The 16,986-nt window shown below is 44.1% G+C and carries 14 protein-coding genes; 3 read left to right on the top strand and 11 right to left on the bottom strand.

All coding sequences use genetic code 11. From position 1 onward, the window contains the following. The gene (locus tag ACT6NV_RS07620; protein ID WP_445383886.1) at positions 1–2,079 is read left to right on the top strand and encodes a TonB-dependent receptor family protein; all 2,079 of its coding nucleotides are present in this window, start codon (positions 1–3) and stop codon (positions 2,077–2,079) included. Here the strand turns inward: ACT6NV_RS07620 and ACT6NV_RS07615 are convergent. Then, positions 2,076–3,626 (bottom strand): glycine--tRNA ligase, encoded by a 1,551-nt coding sequence (locus tag ACT6NV_RS07615; protein ID WP_445383885.1) that lies wholly within the window; start codon positions 3,624–3,626, stop codon positions 2,076–2,078. The genes ACT6NV_RS07620 and ACT6NV_RS07615 overlap by 4 nt on opposite strands. 36 nt (positions 3,627–3,662) lie before the next feature. Beyond that, a complete protein-coding gene (locus tag ACT6NV_RS07610; protein WP_445383884.1) occupies positions 3,663–4,559 on the bottom strand; it encodes a hypothetical protein in 897 nt (298 codons plus the stop codon). A 38-nt stretch (positions 4,560–4,597) separates the two neighbouring features. Between ACT6NV_RS07610 and ACT6NV_RS07605 the strand changes: the two genes are divergently transcribed. Together ACT6NV_RS07605 and ACT6NV_RS07600 are read left to right on the top strand one after the other, a co-directional pair. After that, on the top strand, positions 4,598–5,308 hold the full coding sequence (locus tag ACT6NV_RS07605) for a ComF family protein (RefSeq protein ID WP_445383883.1): 711 nt from the start codon (positions 4,598–4,600) through the stop codon (positions 5,306–5,308). A 54-nt stretch (positions 5,309–5,362) separates the two neighbouring features. Further along, a complete protein-coding gene (locus ACT6NV_RS07600; protein ID WP_445383882.1) occupies positions 5,363–6,982 on the top strand; it encodes an Ig-like domain-containing protein in 1,620 nt (539 codons plus the stop codon). Here ACT6NV_RS07600 and ACT6NV_RS07595 read toward each other — a convergent pair. From ACT6NV_RS07595 to ACT6NV_RS07555, 9 genes are all read right to left on the bottom strand, one after another. Further along, the gene (locus ACT6NV_RS07595; RefSeq protein ID WP_445383881.1) at positions 6,966–7,739 is read right to left on the bottom strand and encodes an amidohydrolase; all 774 of its coding nucleotides are present in this window, start codon (positions 7,737–7,739) and stop codon (positions 6,966–6,968) included. The genes ACT6NV_RS07600 and ACT6NV_RS07595 overlap by 17 nt on opposite strands. 9 nt (positions 7,740–7,748) lie before the next feature. Beyond that, positions 7,749–8,225 carry an ankyrin repeat domain-containing protein gene (locus ACT6NV_RS07590; RefSeq protein ID WP_445383880.1) on the bottom strand — a complete coding sequence of 159 codons (477 nt, stop codon included), beginning with the start codon at positions 8,223–8,225 and terminating at the stop codon, positions 7,749–7,751. A 271-nt stretch (positions 8,226–8,496) separates the two neighbouring features. Next, a complete protein-coding gene (locus tag ACT6NV_RS07585) occupies positions 8,497–9,009 on the bottom strand; it encodes a hypothetical protein (RefSeq protein ID WP_445383879.1) in 513 nt (170 codons plus the stop codon). Beyond that, on the bottom strand, positions 9,009–10,214 hold the full coding sequence (locus ACT6NV_RS07580) for a DUF262 domain-containing protein (RefSeq protein ID WP_445383878.1): 1,206 nt from the start codon (positions 10,212–10,214) through the stop codon (positions 9,009–9,011). The genes ACT6NV_RS07585 and ACT6NV_RS07580 overlap by 1 nt, the downstream gene beginning before the upstream one ends. Before the next feature lie 464 nt (positions 10,215–10,678). Next, positions 10,679–11,587, bottom strand: coding sequence for a Bpu10I family restriction endonuclease (locus ACT6NV_RS07575; protein ID WP_445383877.1), 909 nt, complete (start codon positions 11,585–11,587; stop codon positions 10,679–10,681). A gap of 1 nt (position 11,588) precedes the next feature. Further along, positions 11,589–12,803: a DNA methyltransferase gene (locus ACT6NV_RS07570; RefSeq protein ID WP_445383876.1), complete on the bottom strand. Its 1,215-nt coding sequence runs from the start codon at positions 12,801–12,803 to the stop codon at positions 11,589–11,591. Positions 12,804–12,900: 97 nt separating this feature from the next. After that, positions 12,901–13,092, bottom strand: coding sequence for a hypothetical protein (locus ACT6NV_RS07565; RefSeq protein WP_445383875.1), 192 nt, complete (start codon positions 13,090–13,092; stop codon positions 12,901–12,903). A gap of 75 nt (positions 13,093–13,167) precedes the next feature. Beyond that, complete coding sequence (locus ACT6NV_RS07560; RefSeq protein WP_445383874.1) at positions 13,168–13,605, bottom strand: hypothetical protein; 438 nt, start codon at positions 13,603–13,605, stop codon at positions 13,168–13,170. Between the two features lie 110 nt (positions 13,606–13,715). After that, positions 13,716–16,970 (bottom strand): TonB-dependent receptor, encoded by a 3,255-nt coding sequence (locus ACT6NV_RS07555; RefSeq protein ID WP_445383873.1) that lies wholly within the window; start codon positions 16,968–16,970, stop codon positions 13,716–13,718. Positions 16,971–16,986 lie beyond the last annotated feature (16 nt).

Genomic DNA, 16,986 nt, shown 5'->3' with positions numbered 1-16,986 from the left:
GTGAAACGATCCATATTTATAATCCTGCTTATTTCCGCAACCTGCCAGGCCACCGGGCAGCAAAAACAGCAAGATTCCATTACGTATCTGAAAGAAGTGGTTGTTGGCGGGAGTTTGGAAAAAGTATCTCCCGTTGGACTTGGGCCCGTGGAAGTCCTGAGCGAACGGGGCATCAGTTCCCAGAATCCAACGGATTTTGCCAGTACCCTCAATCAGGTTCCAGGCCTTTACTTTTTGTCCGGAGCTTTAAATACAAACCGGATTACCATCAGGGGGGTTGGGGCACGCACACCCTTTGGCACAGATAAGTTGCGAATGTATTACAATGATATCCCGGTAACGAACGGGACCGGTTTTTCTACCCTTGAAGCCTTCGATTTGCAAAACCTCAGCACCATAGAAGTAGTCAAGGGCCCTAAATCCGGGGCTTACGGAGCCGCTCTCGGGGGCGCTCTGCTGCTGCGCTCAGACCCCCGTTCCCAACCCGGGGCCCTGTTGCAAAATCGCATGAGTGCAGGATCTTATGGCCTGTTTAAGAACAACTTAAGCCTTACTTATAAGGATAGTATTATTAGTACCGAGTTTCGATATAATCGGATGACTACCCGGGGTTATCGTCAGAACAACAATTTTGACAGGGATGGCCTGTTGTTAAACCTGGGGGTACGAGCCGGTGGGAGCCACCAATTCAATCTGCTGCTGAACTATATAGATTATACAGCACAGATCCCCAGCTCCCTGAGTGAAACCGATTTCAGGGAAGATCCCACCCAGGCAGCTTTTACCTGGAATGCTGCCCAGGGGTTTGAAGCCAATAAGTATACCTTGCTGGGGCTTTCCGACCGAATTCGCCTGGGGGACAACTGGCAACAGACTGCCAGTGTTTTTGTAAGTTACCTGGACCACTATGAGCCCAGGCCCTTTAATATCCTGGATGAGTACACCTTTGGGTATGGCTTCAGGTCTGTGGTTAGTGGCGATTTCAAACTTTGGGAACAGAACTTTAACCTCCGGTTTGGAGGGGAATTTTACAGGGATCAATACAATTGGAGTACGTATGAGAACCTGTATGAGTCCAATCCGGATGAAGGCAGCCTGCCGGGCGACAGGATAAGCCGAAATCGGGAATTCAGAAGGCAGTTATATCTCTTCAGTAGTCTGCAATGGGACCTCACTTCCAGGCTATCCGTACAGGGGGGGGTATCCCTGAATAAAACCAAATACGATTTCCGGGACCTGTTCACCGCAGACGGGACGGACACCAGTGCTCGGCGTAACTTTGAGCCAATCCTGCTACCCAGCCTGGATATCCGGTATACTGCTGATTCAGGTTCCTGGTATTACCTGAATGTAAGTCGCGGATTCAGCAATCCCAGCCTGGAAGAATCCCTGAATCCGGACGGAATAATCAACCCGGATATCAGTCAGGAAAAAGGCTGGAATTATGAGGTTGGAGGCCGTTGGTATCTTCCCGGGACCGGTTTTCAGGCCTCCTTAAGCCTGTATCAAATGGATATAACAGACCTGCTGGTGGCGGAACGGGTCGGGCAGGACCAGTTTATCGGTCGTAATGCAGGCAATACCCGACACCGGGGAGCAGAGGCCGCCCTGCAATATTCCCTTAGGCCTCTGGAGGGATTCCTGATATCCCCTTTTATCTCATATACGCTAAACGACCATTATTTCCGGGAATTTTCAGACGCCGATGGGGATTATTCAGGCAATCCGCTTACCGGAGTTCCAAGGCATCGCGTTTTTGCCGGCCTGAAATTGCAGCTAAATGCAGGCTGGTATGGAAATATAAGCTACCAGTATGTGGACGCCATTTCGCTGCGGGATGAAAACACCCTCTACAGCGAACCTTACCAGCTGGTTAATACACAATTGGGATACCGGAGTCGTTTATGGGAAAACCTGCTGCTGGGAGTGGAAATAGGCCTTAACAACCTGCTGGATGCCCGATATGCCAGTTCAGTGCTGATCAATGCAAACAGCTTTGGAGGTTCGGAACCCCGTTATTACTATCCGGGCAATAATCGCAATTATTACCTGGGGCTAAACCTGGTTTACAGCCTCTAAAGGGTTTCCATCTTTTTGAGCCAGTGCTTCATATCCACTTCCTCATGGATAAGCCGGCTTAATTCACTAACGGCTACCCGCTTTTGCTCCATACTGTCCCGGTAACGGATGGTTACGGTCTGGTCTTCCAGTGACTGGTGATCCACAGTAATACAAAAAGGAGTGCCCGCAGCATCCTGCCTTCTGTACCTGCGGCCCACAGCGTCCTTTTCATCGTAGAGCACATTGAAATCCCATTTGAGCTCCTCAACTATTTTATGGGCCATTTCCGGTAAGCCATCCCGTTTGATCAGGGGGAGTACCGCTGCCTTAACCGGAGCCAGCACGGCAGGAAGTCTCAGCACCGTTCTGCTGCTGTTGTCTTCTAAAACTTCCTCCTGCAGGGCATTGGAAAAAACTGCCAAGAACATCCTGTCCAGTCCTATGGATGTTTCCACTACGTAGGGTACATAGTGTTCTTCCAGTTCCGGGTCAAAATACTGCAGTTTGCGGCCGGAGTATTTCTCATGGCTGGAAAGGTCAAAATCGGTACGGGAATGAATTCCCTCCAGTTCTTTAAATCCGAATGGGAACCTAAACTCAATATCAGCGGCCGCATCAGCATAATGAGCCAGTTTTTCATGATCGTGAAAGCGGTATTTATCGGCCCCCAGCCCCAAAGATAAATGCCATTTCATCCGGGCCTCTTTCCAGTGTTCATACCACTGTTGCTGCTCGCCGGGACGCACGAAGAACTGCATTTCCATCTGTTCGAATTCACGCATACGGAAGATAAACTGCCGTGCCACAATTTCGTTGCGGAATGCCTTGCCTGTTTGTGCAATTCCAAAGGGAATTTTCATCCGGCCGGATTTCTGGACATTCAGAAAATTTACAAATATCCCCTGCGCCGTTTCTGGCCTCAGGTACAGCTCCATGGATGAGTCGGCCGTTGCCCCAAGGCGCGTACCAAACATCAGGTTAAATTGTTTTACCTCTGTCCAATTGCGGGAGCCGGAAACCGGACAACTGATCTCGAGTTCCTCAATAAGTGCTTTTACATCGGCCAGGTCTTCCTTTTCCAGGGATTTTCCCATCCGTTTGAGGATCGCTGTAGCCTGTTCCTGGTATCTTACAACCCTTGGGTTGGTACTGAGAAATTGAGCCTCATCAAAAGCCTCCCCGAAGCGCTTGGCCGCCTTGGCAACTTCCTTTTCAATTTTGGCTTCAATTTTGGCAACGTGGTCTTCAATCAATACATCGGCCCGGTATCGCTTTTTGGAGTCCTTGTTGTCTATAAGGGGGTCATTGAAGGCGTCTACGTGCCCTGAAGCTTTCCAGGTTGTGGGATGCATAAAGATGGCAGCGTCAATCCCAACGATGTTTTCATTGAGTTGCACCATTGCTTTCCACCAGTAATCCCGAAGATTTTTCTTGAGTTCCGCTCCATTCTGCTGGTAGTCGTAAACAGCGCTTAAACCATCGTAAATTTCACTGGACTGTACCACATACCCATACTCCTTGGCATGGGATATCACCTTTTTGAAGTCGTCTTCTTGATTTGCCATTCGGCAAAAATAGAATATAAGCTAAAATGAATACTACTATTTCAACTGAAATTCCGTAGAGGAGAGTAATTTTTCATCCTCAAATACATTGAGGGTATAAATTCCGGGTTCCAGGGAACCTTCCGGGATGGTAATAAAATCACAGACATTCATTTCAATTCCTGCGTAAATAACTTCTACCCGCTTGCTGTAGATATTCCCGTTAACGGAAATGGTATTGGCATTGTCTTCTATAACGCCCATATTTGGGCCGAGAAACTGAAAATACAGTATTTTTTCCTCTGATCTCTCGTTCGGATTCCCTAATATGGTAATACAGCCCCTTAATTTCTCAATGGTAGATGCTTTGTTGGTTTTAATAGGCTTGCCGCTCCGTACGCGGAACCCGCTTCCCTCCGGGTTTTGCAGTTTGAGATAACTCTTTCGCTTTAACTCACGGCTCAGTTCCTGGTTTTTCCTCCTCAGCAGGGCCTCGGCCTCAGCCAGGGAACTGCTTTTCCCCCGGACTTCTTCCAGCAGCTCACGGGTTTCCTCATATTTATTAACCAACAACCGGTTGGAATAGGTGAGGAAGTCGTTTTTAAGTTTGATGCTGTCGAATCGGGATTCCAGGATACGCAATTCCTTTCTGGACTCGCGTAATTTGGCAATATTGAAGTTTAGACGCCCTACCGAATCCAGTAATTCCTGAACCCTGAACCTGCTGTCTTCCAGTTCTATTTCGTTTACCTCGTTCAGGGCGGAGAGCCGGTCTACTTCGGTTTTCATCAGGGTTAGGTCCTTCACCAACAAACTCCTCTCCTCCTCCAGATAGCTGATTTCTGTCTGTGCCTGGGCATAACTGTAATAAAATGCAATGAGGATGCCTATTATTACGGCTATTAGAGCAGCAAAAATAATCTTGTAGTTGAATTTGTTTTCTTGAAGGTTCATTCAGATAGCAAATACTATGTAGGTAAACGTAAGATTTGATGAAATCGTCTGATTCCAATCTACCAAAGATACTAATTGCACTAAAGAACATCCTGTTTCCCGAATTGTGTTTTGGATGTAATGCCCACTTATATCGGGGAGAGCAGGTTTTATGTGCATTTTGTCGAGATGAATTACCACTCACCGAGTTCAATTTTGGTCAGGAGAACTCTGTAGACCGTATTTTCTACGGAAGGGCCCCCGTCTGCAAGGCCTCGGCCTTGTTTTATTACAGGGAAACAGGACTGATCAAACGACTGATTCACCGGCTGAAATACCAGGGAATGCAGCAGTTGGGAGGCTTTATGGGCGAATGGTATGGGGAAATACTCAAAAAAGATCCCGGAATTTCTAATATTGACCTGATAATCCCGGTACCCCTGCATGCTGCCAAAATGCGAAAACGGGGCTACAACCAATGTGAATTGTTCGGACGGGCCATTGCCTCTTCCCTGCAGGCCGAATATACTGGCAAACTGCTCCGGAAGCGTATAAACGCCCGTACGCAGACTACCCGGAACCGCTGGTTACGCTGGAAAAATACCCAGGGGGTATTCCACCTGAAGCATCCGGAACGGTTGGAGGGTAAAAAAATATTGCTTATCGATGATGTCATTACCACCGGAGCAACCCTGGAAGCCTGTTGCCTGGCCCTGTCGTCTGTTGCCCGATTGGAAATTTATATTGCGGTTATGGCGGTGGTTCCGTAGTTTCCGGTTTCTTTAAAATTAATCGTTTCTTTGCGTAGTAATTTTAATGCATCCATGGTACTTATCAGACGCATTTCTGTCCTGGCTTTTATACTGTTTCTCTTGCTGGCGCTGTTCCAATGCGGAAGGCCGGGAACCCCGGGAGGCGGGCCTAAAGATGAAACTCCTCCGCAACTTATCCGGGCCATTCCGGAGAATCGGAGTATCCAGTTTAAATCTGAGAGCATCCGCCTGTATTTTGATGAGTATATAAAACTGCAGGATGTACAAAACCAGCTTATTGTTTCGCCTCCGCTGAAATACCAGCCGGAAATCCGGCCACAGGGCAGTGCCAGTAAATTTGTTGAAATCACCTTTAAGGATACCCTGCTCGAGAATACCACCTATACCTTAAATTTCGGGCAGAGCGTAGTAGACAATAATGAAGGGAATCCCTACAATTTCCTGACCTATGTTTTCTCTACCGGGGATTATATTGACTCCTTATCCCTTCAGGGAGCTGTTGCCGATGGTTTTAACCGAACCGCTGATAATTTTATAAGCGTGATGCTGTACGAGATAGACAGCGCCTATACTGATTCGGTACCCTTTCTGCAACCGCCCTATTACCTGACCAATACCCTGGACAGTGCGGTTATCTTCAAACTTGAAAACCTCAAAGCAGGGAAATACCGGCTGATAGCCCTCAAGGATGAAGGCAAGAACAATATCTATGACCCGGTTTCGGATAAAATAGGTTTTATTGCCGATACCATCACCCTTCCTTCAGACAGCACCTATCTCTTGCGCATGTTCAGGGAAATCCCGGAATACAATGTAATCCCTCCTGCCTACGCGGCCTCCAATAAAATAATTTTCGGCTATCAGGGCAAAGACCAACCGCTTATTGAATCGCTTACCCCCATCCCAGATTCGGTGCGCTACCGCTACGCAAAAGAACCCGAAAAAGACAGCATCAATTTCTGGTTTACCCCCTGGAAACCCGATTCCGTAATTTTCACCCTAAGGCATCCTGAAATTGAAACTCAAATTGATACGTTCACCGTTAAACCGCTGAACCTGGCTGCGGATTCGCTTAGCCTTAGCTGGAACCCCAGAAGAGCCCTCAAGATCCAGGACTCTGTTTATGCAGGCGTTTCCCTTCCGATTCAGGCCATAGATACCTCGAGGATACAGATGCGCTACAAGGATACCATTCCCCTGGCCCATTCGGTTCGCCTGGATACTGCTCTTAACCGGATCTATTTTAGCTTTGAAAAAAATCCGAACGAATCTTATCAAGTGGAGCTGCTTCCCGGCGCGCTTACTGACTTTTTCGGCACTACCAATGACAGCCTTATCAACAAACTGACTACCGGCAGTCCTGCGGAATACGGGGAGCTGCGTCTCAGCCTTGCCGGAGAGCTCAGCTTTCCTTTGCTGGTGGAATTGATTAACGATCGGGGAGACCTCATACAGAGCAGAACATTGGAGGCCCCAAGGGAAATCGAATTTCCTTCTCTGGACCCGGGCAACTACCGGATACGTGTTGTTTTTGACCGCAATGGAAACGGGATCTGGGATACGGGCAGTTTCCTTGAAAAAATTCAGCCCGAACGGGTGGTCTATTTTCCGGCACCTATTGAAATGCGTGCCAACTGGGAAGATATCCGCACCTTTACAATTTCAAACTAAAGGAGTCCCGGTCTTCTAAAAACCGAAGTTTGTTTCGTGTTTCTTCAAGGGAATTTTTTGAAAGGGAAACCCGCAAAATCTCATCTTTTTCAGAATACGCCAGCGGGTGCCCCAGGCAATCATAAGCAGCCGAGTGCCCGGTATATTCCAATCCGTTGCCATCTGTCCCAATTCGGTTCACCCCGGCAACATAGGACATGTTTTCAATGGCACGGGCTTTTAAAAGGGTGTCCCAGGCAGCAATCCTGGGCGCAGGCCAGTTGGCCACGTATAGAAGCAGATCATAACCCTCCGTATTGCGTGACCAGACCGGAAACCGGAGATCATAACAAATAAGCGGACAGATCTTCCAGCCTCTGAAGGATATTACCGTTTTCGCTTTCCCCTTTTGATATACCTTGTCCTCCCCGGCCAGGGTAAAGGTATGCCGCTTGTCATAGGTATGGTAATTTCCATCCGGCTCCATAAAGATCAGGCGGTTAAAATATCCCGCCTGTTCCCTGTATACCACGCTGCCCACTACTGCAGCGTTGAGAGAAGATGCCTGGTTTTGCATCCATTCCAGGGTTTGCGGCCCGGCCGAATCAGGGATATTGCCCGGTTCCATGGTAAAGCCGCTGGTAAACATTTCGGGTAAGACCAACAAGTCAAGCGGTGCTGTAAGGGTCGATACTATTTTTTCAAACCGTTTCAGGTTAAGCTCTGGCTGCTCCCAGCTTAATTCGGTTTGTACCAGCGCTATGTCCAGGTTTGCCATGTCAGGATTTCAGCTTTTGGATTCCATAAATTTTGCCAGGTCTGTAAGCCCCTGCATTATGGCCTGGTCCAGGGCAGTTTTACCCTGGGCATCCGCTGCATGGATATCGGCCCCGTTTTCAATAAGCAAACGGGCTATTTCTTCCCTTTTAAAGGTAACAGCAAAGGTCAGACAGGTACCGCCCATGCCATTACGTGCGTTTACATCGGCTCCGGTATCGATCAGCAATTGTGCCAGATCCGTATAGCCCTTAAAACAAACCCCCATCAGGGCGGTATTCCCGGCCCCGTCTTTTTCATCTACGGCAGCCCCCTTTTCCAGGAGAAAAGCCACCAGTTCTTTGTGGTTGTAATAGGCTGCCAGCAATAGCGGGGTAGAGCCTCTGTCGTCTTTCGCGCTTATTAAACCGGGCTGTTCGGCAAGGCTGGCCTTTACACCTGCCAGATTACCGTTGCGGATATGTTCGAAGAATTGTGTGCTGTCCATAGGGGCAAATTTAACGAAATGTGAATTGCCAGCAGCTCATCCTATGTTATTCTTAGTTTGTTTTGAATTACAAGAACCCATTGAACCTAAAGTAAGAATTATAAATTTTTTTAACCTGCTTTTTAAAATACTGCTAGCGGTTTAGTTATATCCGTCGGTTAAGGTTTAAGATGAGCTAATTTTAAGTTAAGTACTGCCTTTAAATATCGAGTGGCCTTGGAAGAAGTCGAATCTTTAGTAATTACTGTTATAAATTGTTGGCCGCAGTTTATTAATTCATTTTTATTATCTCGCTGTATACGATCCTCAAGACCGGATATACAACTCTTAATCTTCCGAGTGTTTGAGAGGGTGCAGGATAGGTTTTTGTAACACCTTCAATCCAAGTATGGGCTGCGTCATTTCTAGAACTTTTGACAGCCTCAAACTCGTTTTCTAGTATATCTTTCCCACCAGTCCCCGTCAAAATTGTTTCCAATTTTTCGACTTTGACTATTCCCATTGATTTACAAAGCATAGGCCTAAAGTGCCTTTTGTACAAGAAACCATGATTAGTTCCAATAACACCATCTTCCATCATGCTCCGGAATGTAGTCGTTTTGAGTTTGTTCTTGACAGACCGTCGAGCTATATTGTCTAAAGTCTCTTCAATCCAGCCACAATATTCTAATAAGGCCAGCTTAGAGTAGTATGTTGCCTCATTTGGATTTGTTGATGTAAGGGCAATATTATACTTAATGTCAAGTTCCTTCAGGGTTTTTTCTATGTACTTCTTAATTACCACTACTCAGAAAAAATCTCAATTGCTCTGTCAAGTCTTGATATTACCTTTTCTTTTGCTGATAAGCCTTCCCTTAAATTGTCTAGTGAAAAGTGTTCATCTGCTCTGAGTTGGGTGAGTCTTTTCTTAAGGTTAGCATTTCCAAATTCTTCTAGCTGATTTATGTTTTTTGAAATTCCTATCATTATTCCCTCTGTAGTAGCTTTACTTAGACGTGGCAAAGGATTCGAATCTAGAATCCGCAAATACAATAGGTCTATTACTCTTTCAAAAAGATGACGTTTTGCAGCTAATTCTTCTTCTGATTGAACTTTGTGGTCGTCCATGTAATCATTAAGAAATTTTGCCAAACGTCCTGTGTATTGTTCATAATTTTCATGAAAAGCGAAAAATCTCAATATGAGCTCCTCATGAGCAAAACGATAAGTTTTGTCAGGATTTATCTGAAGTAGGTTTAGATAGTTGTCATATTTAGCAAGTGTCTTAAGAAGATTATTAAAAGGGCCGTGAAAAATACAATTCCTTATTTCCTGGTTGTTCAGCTTATTACCTCCTGTGTTTAATCTATGAAAAATCGTAAAGAGGTAGTGCATGTGACTCTTTTTGGAGTAATCACATCTTAATACAGTAATTGGAATGGTTAAATTTTCTAGACGACTATATACTTCATAATTACGACTTTTAATCTGCTCTACAGTTTTCCCGGAAATGTTCTTATCGATATCATCTAATGTGGAGAGTTTCCAATTTTTATCAGTTAGAAAATTAATTATTGAAGAGATTCTTTGAAGTCCATCAATCATTAACCTCTGACCTGTCTTATAGTCGAGACTAAGGCACATACTTGGTATGGGAAGTTGTTTGATTAATGAATCAATGAATCTTGTCTGTGATGCCTTGGACCAAACAACATCTCTTTGAAAGTCAGGTTGAATTTCCAGTTGATCAGTTTTATACATTCTTACTAAGTCGGCGCACGATCTCAATTCATTAAAAGCAACAATATCAGAAGGAGGCACTTCAGCGAAATCATCTGATTCAAATTCTTCTTTTTCTTTTTTTTCAAGCTCTTGGGAGAACTCATCCGTATAATTTTCTTCCATATTCTTTTTTCTATTGTGGCTAACAGCCCCGGTTTTGCAAGGTCGCTCGGGCGGTTGTTTTACCTTCAAAGGGCTCACGGCAAAAAAGCCAGTCAGTTGTTGCAATTGCCTGGGGTAATTATTGATTAATTAAAAGTAGGAATTTTCTTTTTGGTATAAGGGATCTATGTGGCAAAGCGGATGATGTAAATTTTTGAAAGTATACTAGGAATAAGCCTTACATTATTAATAGAGGTTACGATTAGATTTAATAATCCCAAACTATTACCGAGAAGTGCAATGATAAACTTCCCGTCTCTTTTTTCTTTCCTGCCATTATAAGGCTGAATTATTCCAAATACGACGTTAAGCATTGAGAATAGCATAGCTTTAGCAAGAATTACTGTATTAGCTTCGCGTCCTAAAGGAAAAATAGACTACGAAACCATAAGCATGTAACGCTATTGTAATAAGTAAATTCTTGAACGATTGCAAAATTTCAGGCTGCACCCTAAGAATAGTTTACAACGGACCGTCTATAGAGTCGTAGTATCCCGCAGGGCATCAAGCACTATTCACGCTAAAGTTTTTTAGAAAAACCCATCTGTTAAAACAGAACCCTCTTCAGGATCTTCATCGTTAAGCATGGCATCTATATGATTTAAGAACCTATTGAAAACTCCACTATCATATGGATTATCTTCTAAGTATTGTCTAAAATAGGTCGCGTTAGCAGTTCTACCCGTTACTGTTGAATAATTTCTTCGGACGTTAGAACTAATTCTTTTTGCCTTTCTTAGAATTAAGACTTCATCTATGTCAGTGGGGGCTGTGCTAACTGGTGTCATATCTAACCATTCACACAATAAAAAGTATTTTGAACCGGGAATAGCTTTCTTCACATCACTTGCTGTTGCATTTGCTTCCTGAAACATTGTTTTATCTAAATTCGTTTTGCACTCTGATGTCACATAACCTAAAAATGCATCTTTTGATTCAAACTGATTGAATGAGTCATTATGCGATGTTCGAATAAATAGCTTTTTTGCTATCGCAAAATCTTGGTCCTTAGTTCTTATTTCAACACCGCCGCCGTGCTTTGTGTCATGTAGGGTTGATTTAAAATACATTGCCGAGAAGCACTTTCTAGGTCCGAAGACTATTGTATCACTTAGATTTGGAAATCTTTTCGATGCTAGATGCGGCAAAAATTCTTCAATTACAGTATTGTCAAGCTTCAGTTGTCCTTTTTGTCGATACAAAAAGTCGTTAGGACTCATGAAAATTAAGTCATAATCAATATAAAACTTGTAATCGTTGAAGAGTTGTACAAGTTCTTCGACTAATTTATCACTTTTTTTATCAACGTTATTTATATCGCTTATCCATTGATTATACCTAGTTATGGCAGCTTGAATTCTTGGCACCTCAGATTGAGGTAGCTTATCATTTGCCAATGCTGCATTTAATTTATCTAAGTGTGGAGTTGGTAAACTCATACTAAGGCGTATTGTAAATTATTGAAGATTCTACTTTATGATATTTTGAGATAGCATCATTTAAGTCTGCCAAACTATCTTTTGGTGCATATTTTAAAGCTGACTTTAAATAGCTTGCAGCTATTTCTTTTATTGAATTAAGGTCTCCAATATTCTCATCTTTAGACAATTTAAAACGAAGAATTTCTTCGTAGATATCCTGACCAAACTTGTTTTTAAATACTCTAGGCTGCTCACCAACCAAATTAAAACCAGCTTTGTTAGCCACCTCCGTTAATAGCTTGGCATTTGAAAAGGATGTCTTGCGAACTGAGGATTCCCGGCCTACTATAAAAATTATTTTTGAACTTGGTTTGCAGATATTTTTCAAGTCAAGAAACACCTGAAAAATGTCCATAGCATATTGAATTACAGTGAGGTATCTGTTTGAACGAAACTTTCTGTTTGCTCCAATCTCTGATTTGGCTATGTCAAGAACGTTGAATCCTGTTGCTTCAACTGACTTCCTGTAATTCTGATGGTAATTAAAAACATTAATGTATGGTGGCGAAGTGATTACTAAATCAATGGAGTTGCTATTTAATGATGACAATCTAGCGTCTCCTAGTTTGACATTTATTTCCTTAGTAGTGAAAGGTAATTTTTCTATTTTGCCTTTTAGGGCATACCAAGCTTTTTTCAGATTCTCATGAGTCAATTTTTTCTGTTCAAAGTCAAGGCCAATAATCAATGCATTTAGAATTATGCTGGTATTTTCGTTTGGAGAATCTTTTAAGGCCTGAACTAATTCATTCTTAAGGTTATTTAATTCTTTGCCTTTCGATTTGTTAAAGAGGTCTTCAAGCAGGAAATAGTCTAAAATTAGATTTTCAACATATTCAAGTGCTGATTTTAATTGCTCCTGCTTTGAGTTTGTCAATTTATATATTGATGCTAGACCATATGCAGCAGGATTTAGTTCTGTACCATAGGCGCTTAAATTAAGTCGCGCAGATTCTATCAAAAGTGTACCACTTCCGCAAAAAGGATCGTATAAAACACTATTGTCTTCGGCATAATTTTGAATGAGAGTTTCTATAAGCTGAGGAGAAAACTGACCTCTCCAAGTGAAAAGGTTGCTTCTTTTTTTATCAGCAATATTTACATCCTTTTCAGGAAGGTCTTCTGAAAGGCTTTTGTTTTTAAACACTATTTTTTTTAATCTATCATTCTTCAATTGTAGCCAACTTCTTTTATTTACTCTATTTTAAACTAAATTGAAATTGTTCTTCAGATATAGAGTTTTAAATTCTAAAGCTTCCCTATTTTTAATACTATCCTAAAGGCAAATATAAGCCAGACTCTCTTCCGGCATTATCAAATTCAACCATTACTTGAAAAGTATATAGATTATAAACAAAATAAGAGCATTCATTTTCATATTTCTCACAAAGAAATACTCCACTATCCCATAAAATAGCCATTTGGTCATCTTTATCAAGTAACAAAAATTCCGATAATCTCATTCAGATAAAAATAAAAAATATGCCTGCAATTCTTTTACAGGCATATTTAAATGAGATATGACAAGTAAGTTATGCCTAATCAAGCCACTGCCCCCAGGGGATACGGCTCAGGATTAAAACCAGGCCCAGACCATAAAAGATGGCGATACTCTTAAACTTCTTCTTGCCCTCCATAAAGCGCTTGTGCCGCGACCAGCCAATAGTGATCAGTACAATGGCAATGATATTGATAAAAGGGTGCTCCACGGCCAGCAGGCGGGCCGCACTGTTGAGGCCGCCCATCCCCAGTTCCGTAAGGGCCGACAGGCCGCTGGGGGAAATAAACCATAGCAGCAGGCCCAGAAGCAACTGGATATGGCAGATAATCAGGGTAAACAGACTTATCCTCAGGTCTTTTTCCATGGTGAACATGCGGTTTTGAACAAGGCCGGTAAGGGCATTGGCCACTGCCAGGAATAAAACCAGTAAGGCTACGTATGCGAGGTATGAGTGAACCGTTTGCAGGATTTCCATATGGGTGGTGTTTTTAGGTTATAAGGGGTTTTTCGAGCCTTAAAGATATCACTTTTTAGCATAAAAAAACCCCGGCCTGAAGCCGGGGTCTAATTGGTTTAAGAACGTTCCTAGTTAAAAATATAACGCAGTCCGATCTGAGCCTGCCATCTGGAAGAAGCCAGGCCGTTATCATCAAATTCAGTGATGTTCGGTGTACCGTCAGGATTTACAACCCCGTTGTTGATCTCAAAGGTAGGTGTTCCTCCACCTGAAGAAGCTGTGATCAGAGGAGACACCTCGCTTCGGATAAAGCGGCGGCGACCCCAGTCTTTGTTCAACAGGTTGGTAAAGTTAAAGATATCAGCAGACAACTGGAAGGTGTGGTTCTTTCCACCGAATTCCAGTTTAAAATCCTGCAACACCTTCAGGTCCACAATGTGGCTCCAGATACCACGTGAGGCATTACGCTCTGCGTATTTTCCACGGTTTTCACGCAGGTACTCGATGCTGTTGATAAACGTATCCAGACGCTCCCAGTCACCAGCAGGGTCATCCCCAACCAGCACGATCTCGTCGGCTGAAGCCGGGATATAGATCAGGGCATTGTCCCTGGAATCATCGTTCAACAGGTCTCGTCCTTCCCTGTAGATAAAGCTATAGGGCTGGCTCTGTGAGCCTTCGTAGAACAGCCCCACGGTTGTCTTGATGTTATCATTCCATGGGATTTCGTATGATACATTAGCTGTAATACGGTTCCCCAGGGCAAAGTCGGAACGGGTTACAGGAAGGTTGGAGTTTTTTCCGTTAACCGTTTGGATATTCCGCCACTGTGAGCTGTTCTGTGAAGAGGTTCCGTCAAAGATCTTGTAGGAATCTCCAAAAGTCCAGGAAACAGATCCGGCAAAGCCATTTTCAAAAGGCTTACGCAGTGTAAAAGTGGTGTTATGTGCATACCCTCCACCCGTATTGGAAGCCAGGTAAATTCCATTGTAGGTGTCATCAATTTCATTCCTTCTGTCGTAGAAAGGACGATTGTCTGCCCCATCGTAGAAGCCATCAGGCCCACGCAGGTTCAGGTTCTGATAATAAACATCCGTGATAACATTGGTATAAAGGAAATCAGCAGTTGCTACCAGGTTCCAGATAGGCAGTTTCTGGTCTACGGCGATGTTGAACTTGGCTACCTGTGGCAGTTTGAAATCTTTGGCGATCAAATCCACGTTACCACCAGTTCCGCCAGATCCGGGGGCCGGATCTTCAAACTGGTTGTTTACGTTTGGCTCAAAAGGCTGTCCGAATTCAAACATAAAACCACCAGTTACCCCGTTGTTATTGTAAGTACCTCCTGGCCATACCAATGGAAGGCGGGAAGTAAATACCCCAATACCTCCACGTACCTGGGTGGTACTGTTTCCGTTTACATCCCAGTTAAAGCCAACACGCGGGGCAAACATAGGGGTAGGGTCAATTCCCTGACCCACACGGGCGCCCTGCAGGTCCTTTCCAAAGGATTCCAGTATAGGAATGGTACGCTCGTTGAAGTCATCATTCACAGGTCCGTCACTCCAGTAAGGAATATCGATACGGGCACCTATAGATAATTTGAAATCATCAGTTACCTGCCAGTCGTCCTGTATGTAGAATCCAGCCTGGAAGGTGTCAAATTGAGAAGCACCGGCAGACTCATCCCCTACCGTACCATCACCTACCAGAGAATACCCATGCTGATATAAGTCAGCATCCTCCCCTGTAAGGAATTGATTTAAACCTGATGAAACCAATTGTGGATTTCCATTTATGTCGTCTTCAAATTGGTCATTAAATTCATAATATCCATAATTGAAGGCAAAAAAGAGGTTTTTAACCTTTGCGAATTCCAGGTTGGTACCCAAAACAATATTGTGTGCCCCTGCAAAAATCTCAAAGTTATTGGTGATGGTCAGTACATCCTGATCCAACAGGTTTGCTGTGGAAAAGGGTTCAGAACCAAACTCTATGGTTCCGCCACCATCCTGAATTTCAACTGTGGGAAAAGGCTGCCCTGCCGGGTCACGGTCATCACGAACAGTAGTGTATCCGAGAATAAAGTTGTTGGCAAACTTGTTCCCGAAACGGGAGTTTAATTCCAGCGCCAGAGAGTTGGTAACGGTTTCGAAAGACTCGGAACCATTGATAAAGCCAATATTTCTGAATCCAGAATTCCGGGCTTCCAGGTTGTCTGCGCCAACATATCCGTAACGCAGCGAAAGCTTATGGTCCTGGTTGATGTTCCAGTCTATCTTGGCCGTAAGCTTGTTACTTTCCAGGGTTCGGGTGTTGTTGTCAAAAATACCCGGGTTGTACCCATAAGTACTCTGAAGGAAGTTCGACAGGTTGTCGATATCAGCCCTGGAGGAGCGCCCTGTGTAGTTGCTAAAATTAAAGGGCTGAGGCGTCTCGTCTTCCTGGCGTTCATAGTTCAGGAAGAAGAATAATTTATCTTTGATGATGGGCCCGCCAATACGTGCTCCATAGGTCAGGGCACTGAAATCTGCAAGCTTTTCTCTTTCATCCCCTTCATTGGTAAGAGCAGTAGGTGTCTTCCCTGCAAGGGTCTCGTTTCGAACAAAACTGTAAGCCGAACCTTCCCACTCATTAGAACCGGAGCGAGTGATAGCGTTAATGGAACCTCCTGAGAAACCAGACTGGCGTACGTCAAAAGGTGCGATGTTGATCTGGAAAGTCTCAATCGCATCCACAGAGAAAGGATTCACCCCGGTCTGCCCTCCGTTTGTACCGGAACCGGCCAAACCAAAAACATCATTGTTTACAGCACCATCTATATAGATAGCATTATAGCGGTTGTTCTGACCTGCCAGGGAAATGGAAAACCCGTCATTCCCTTCGGTGACCTGTGCCTGAGGTGTAATCCTGGCGAAATCCGCAATGGAACGCGAAGTAGTAGGCAGGGTCTGTATGTCCCTTTGGGTAACTGTGGTTTCCGTTCCCGTTTTGTTAGATCCGAATATTCCGGATGATGTTCCGGTCACTACAACCTCCTGCAAGGCAGTAGCCGATTCGGTTAAGGTAATCGGAAACTGTGTTGATCGCCCCAGAGTCAGGTAGACTCCTTCGCGGACATCTTCATTAAAACCGAGGTAGGAAAATACAATCTTGTAAGGTCCTCCGGATCGCATCCCCGAAATACGGAAGAATCCGTCAAAATCAGTAGCCGCACCGTAGGTTGTTCCGGTTGGAACGTGTGTGGCCAAAACAGTTGCCCCTCCAAGGGGTTCTCCGTTTTCGTCAGAAACCTGACCGTTAATTGCCGAGGTGGTAACCCCCTGAGCAAAGGCCAGTGTACCACTCAAAGCCACGAGCAGTGTTAAGAGTAATTTTTTCATTTTAATTTGTGTTATT

It is taken from the genome of Robiginitalea insularis, from assembly GCF_052497835.1.
The sequence above is the reverse complement of the archived record's forward strand: the minus strand, read 5'-3'. Positions and strand labels throughout refer to the sequence as shown.

Bases quoted from the DNA above. Each gene is read 5' to 3' on its own strand.
- ACT6NV_RS07615 (WP_445383885.1), bottom strand. From the start codon at position 3,626: ATGGCAAATCAAGAAGACGACTTCAAAAAGGTGATATCCCATGCCAAG.
- ACT6NV_RS07610 (WP_445383884.1), bottom strand. From the start codon at position 4,559: ATGAACCTTCAAGAAAACAAATTCAACTACAAGATTATTTTTGCTGCT.
- ACT6NV_RS07605 (WP_445383883.1), top strand. From the start codon at position 4,598: ATGAAATCGTCTGATTCCAATCTACCAAAGATACTAATTGCACTAAAG.
- ACT6NV_RS07600 (WP_445383882.1), top strand. From the start codon at position 5,363: ATGGTACTTATCAGACGCATTTCTGTCCTGGCTTTTATACTGTTTCTC.
- ACT6NV_RS07595 (WP_445383881.1), bottom strand. From the start codon at position 7,739: ATGGCAAACCTGGACATAGCGCTGGTACAAACCGAATTAAGCTGGGAG.
- ACT6NV_RS07590 (WP_445383880.1), bottom strand. From the start codon at position 8,225: ATGGACAGCACACAATTCTTCGAACATATCCGCAACGGTAATCTGGCA.
- ACT6NV_RS07575 (WP_445383877.1), bottom strand. From the start codon at position 11,587: ATGAGTTTACCAACTCCACACTTAGATAAATTAAATGCAGCATTGGCA.
- ACT6NV_RS07565 (WP_445383875.1), bottom strand. From the start codon at position 13,092: ATGAGATTATCGGAATTTTTGTTACTTGATAAAGATGACCAAATGGCT.
- ACT6NV_RS07560 (WP_445383874.1), bottom strand. From the start codon at position 13,605: ATGGAAATCCTGCAAACGGTTCACTCATACCTCGCATACGTAGCCTTA.
- ACT6NV_RS07555 (WP_445383873.1), bottom strand. From the start codon at position 16,970: ATGAAAAAATTACTCTTAACACTGCTCGTGGCTTTGAGTGGTACACTG.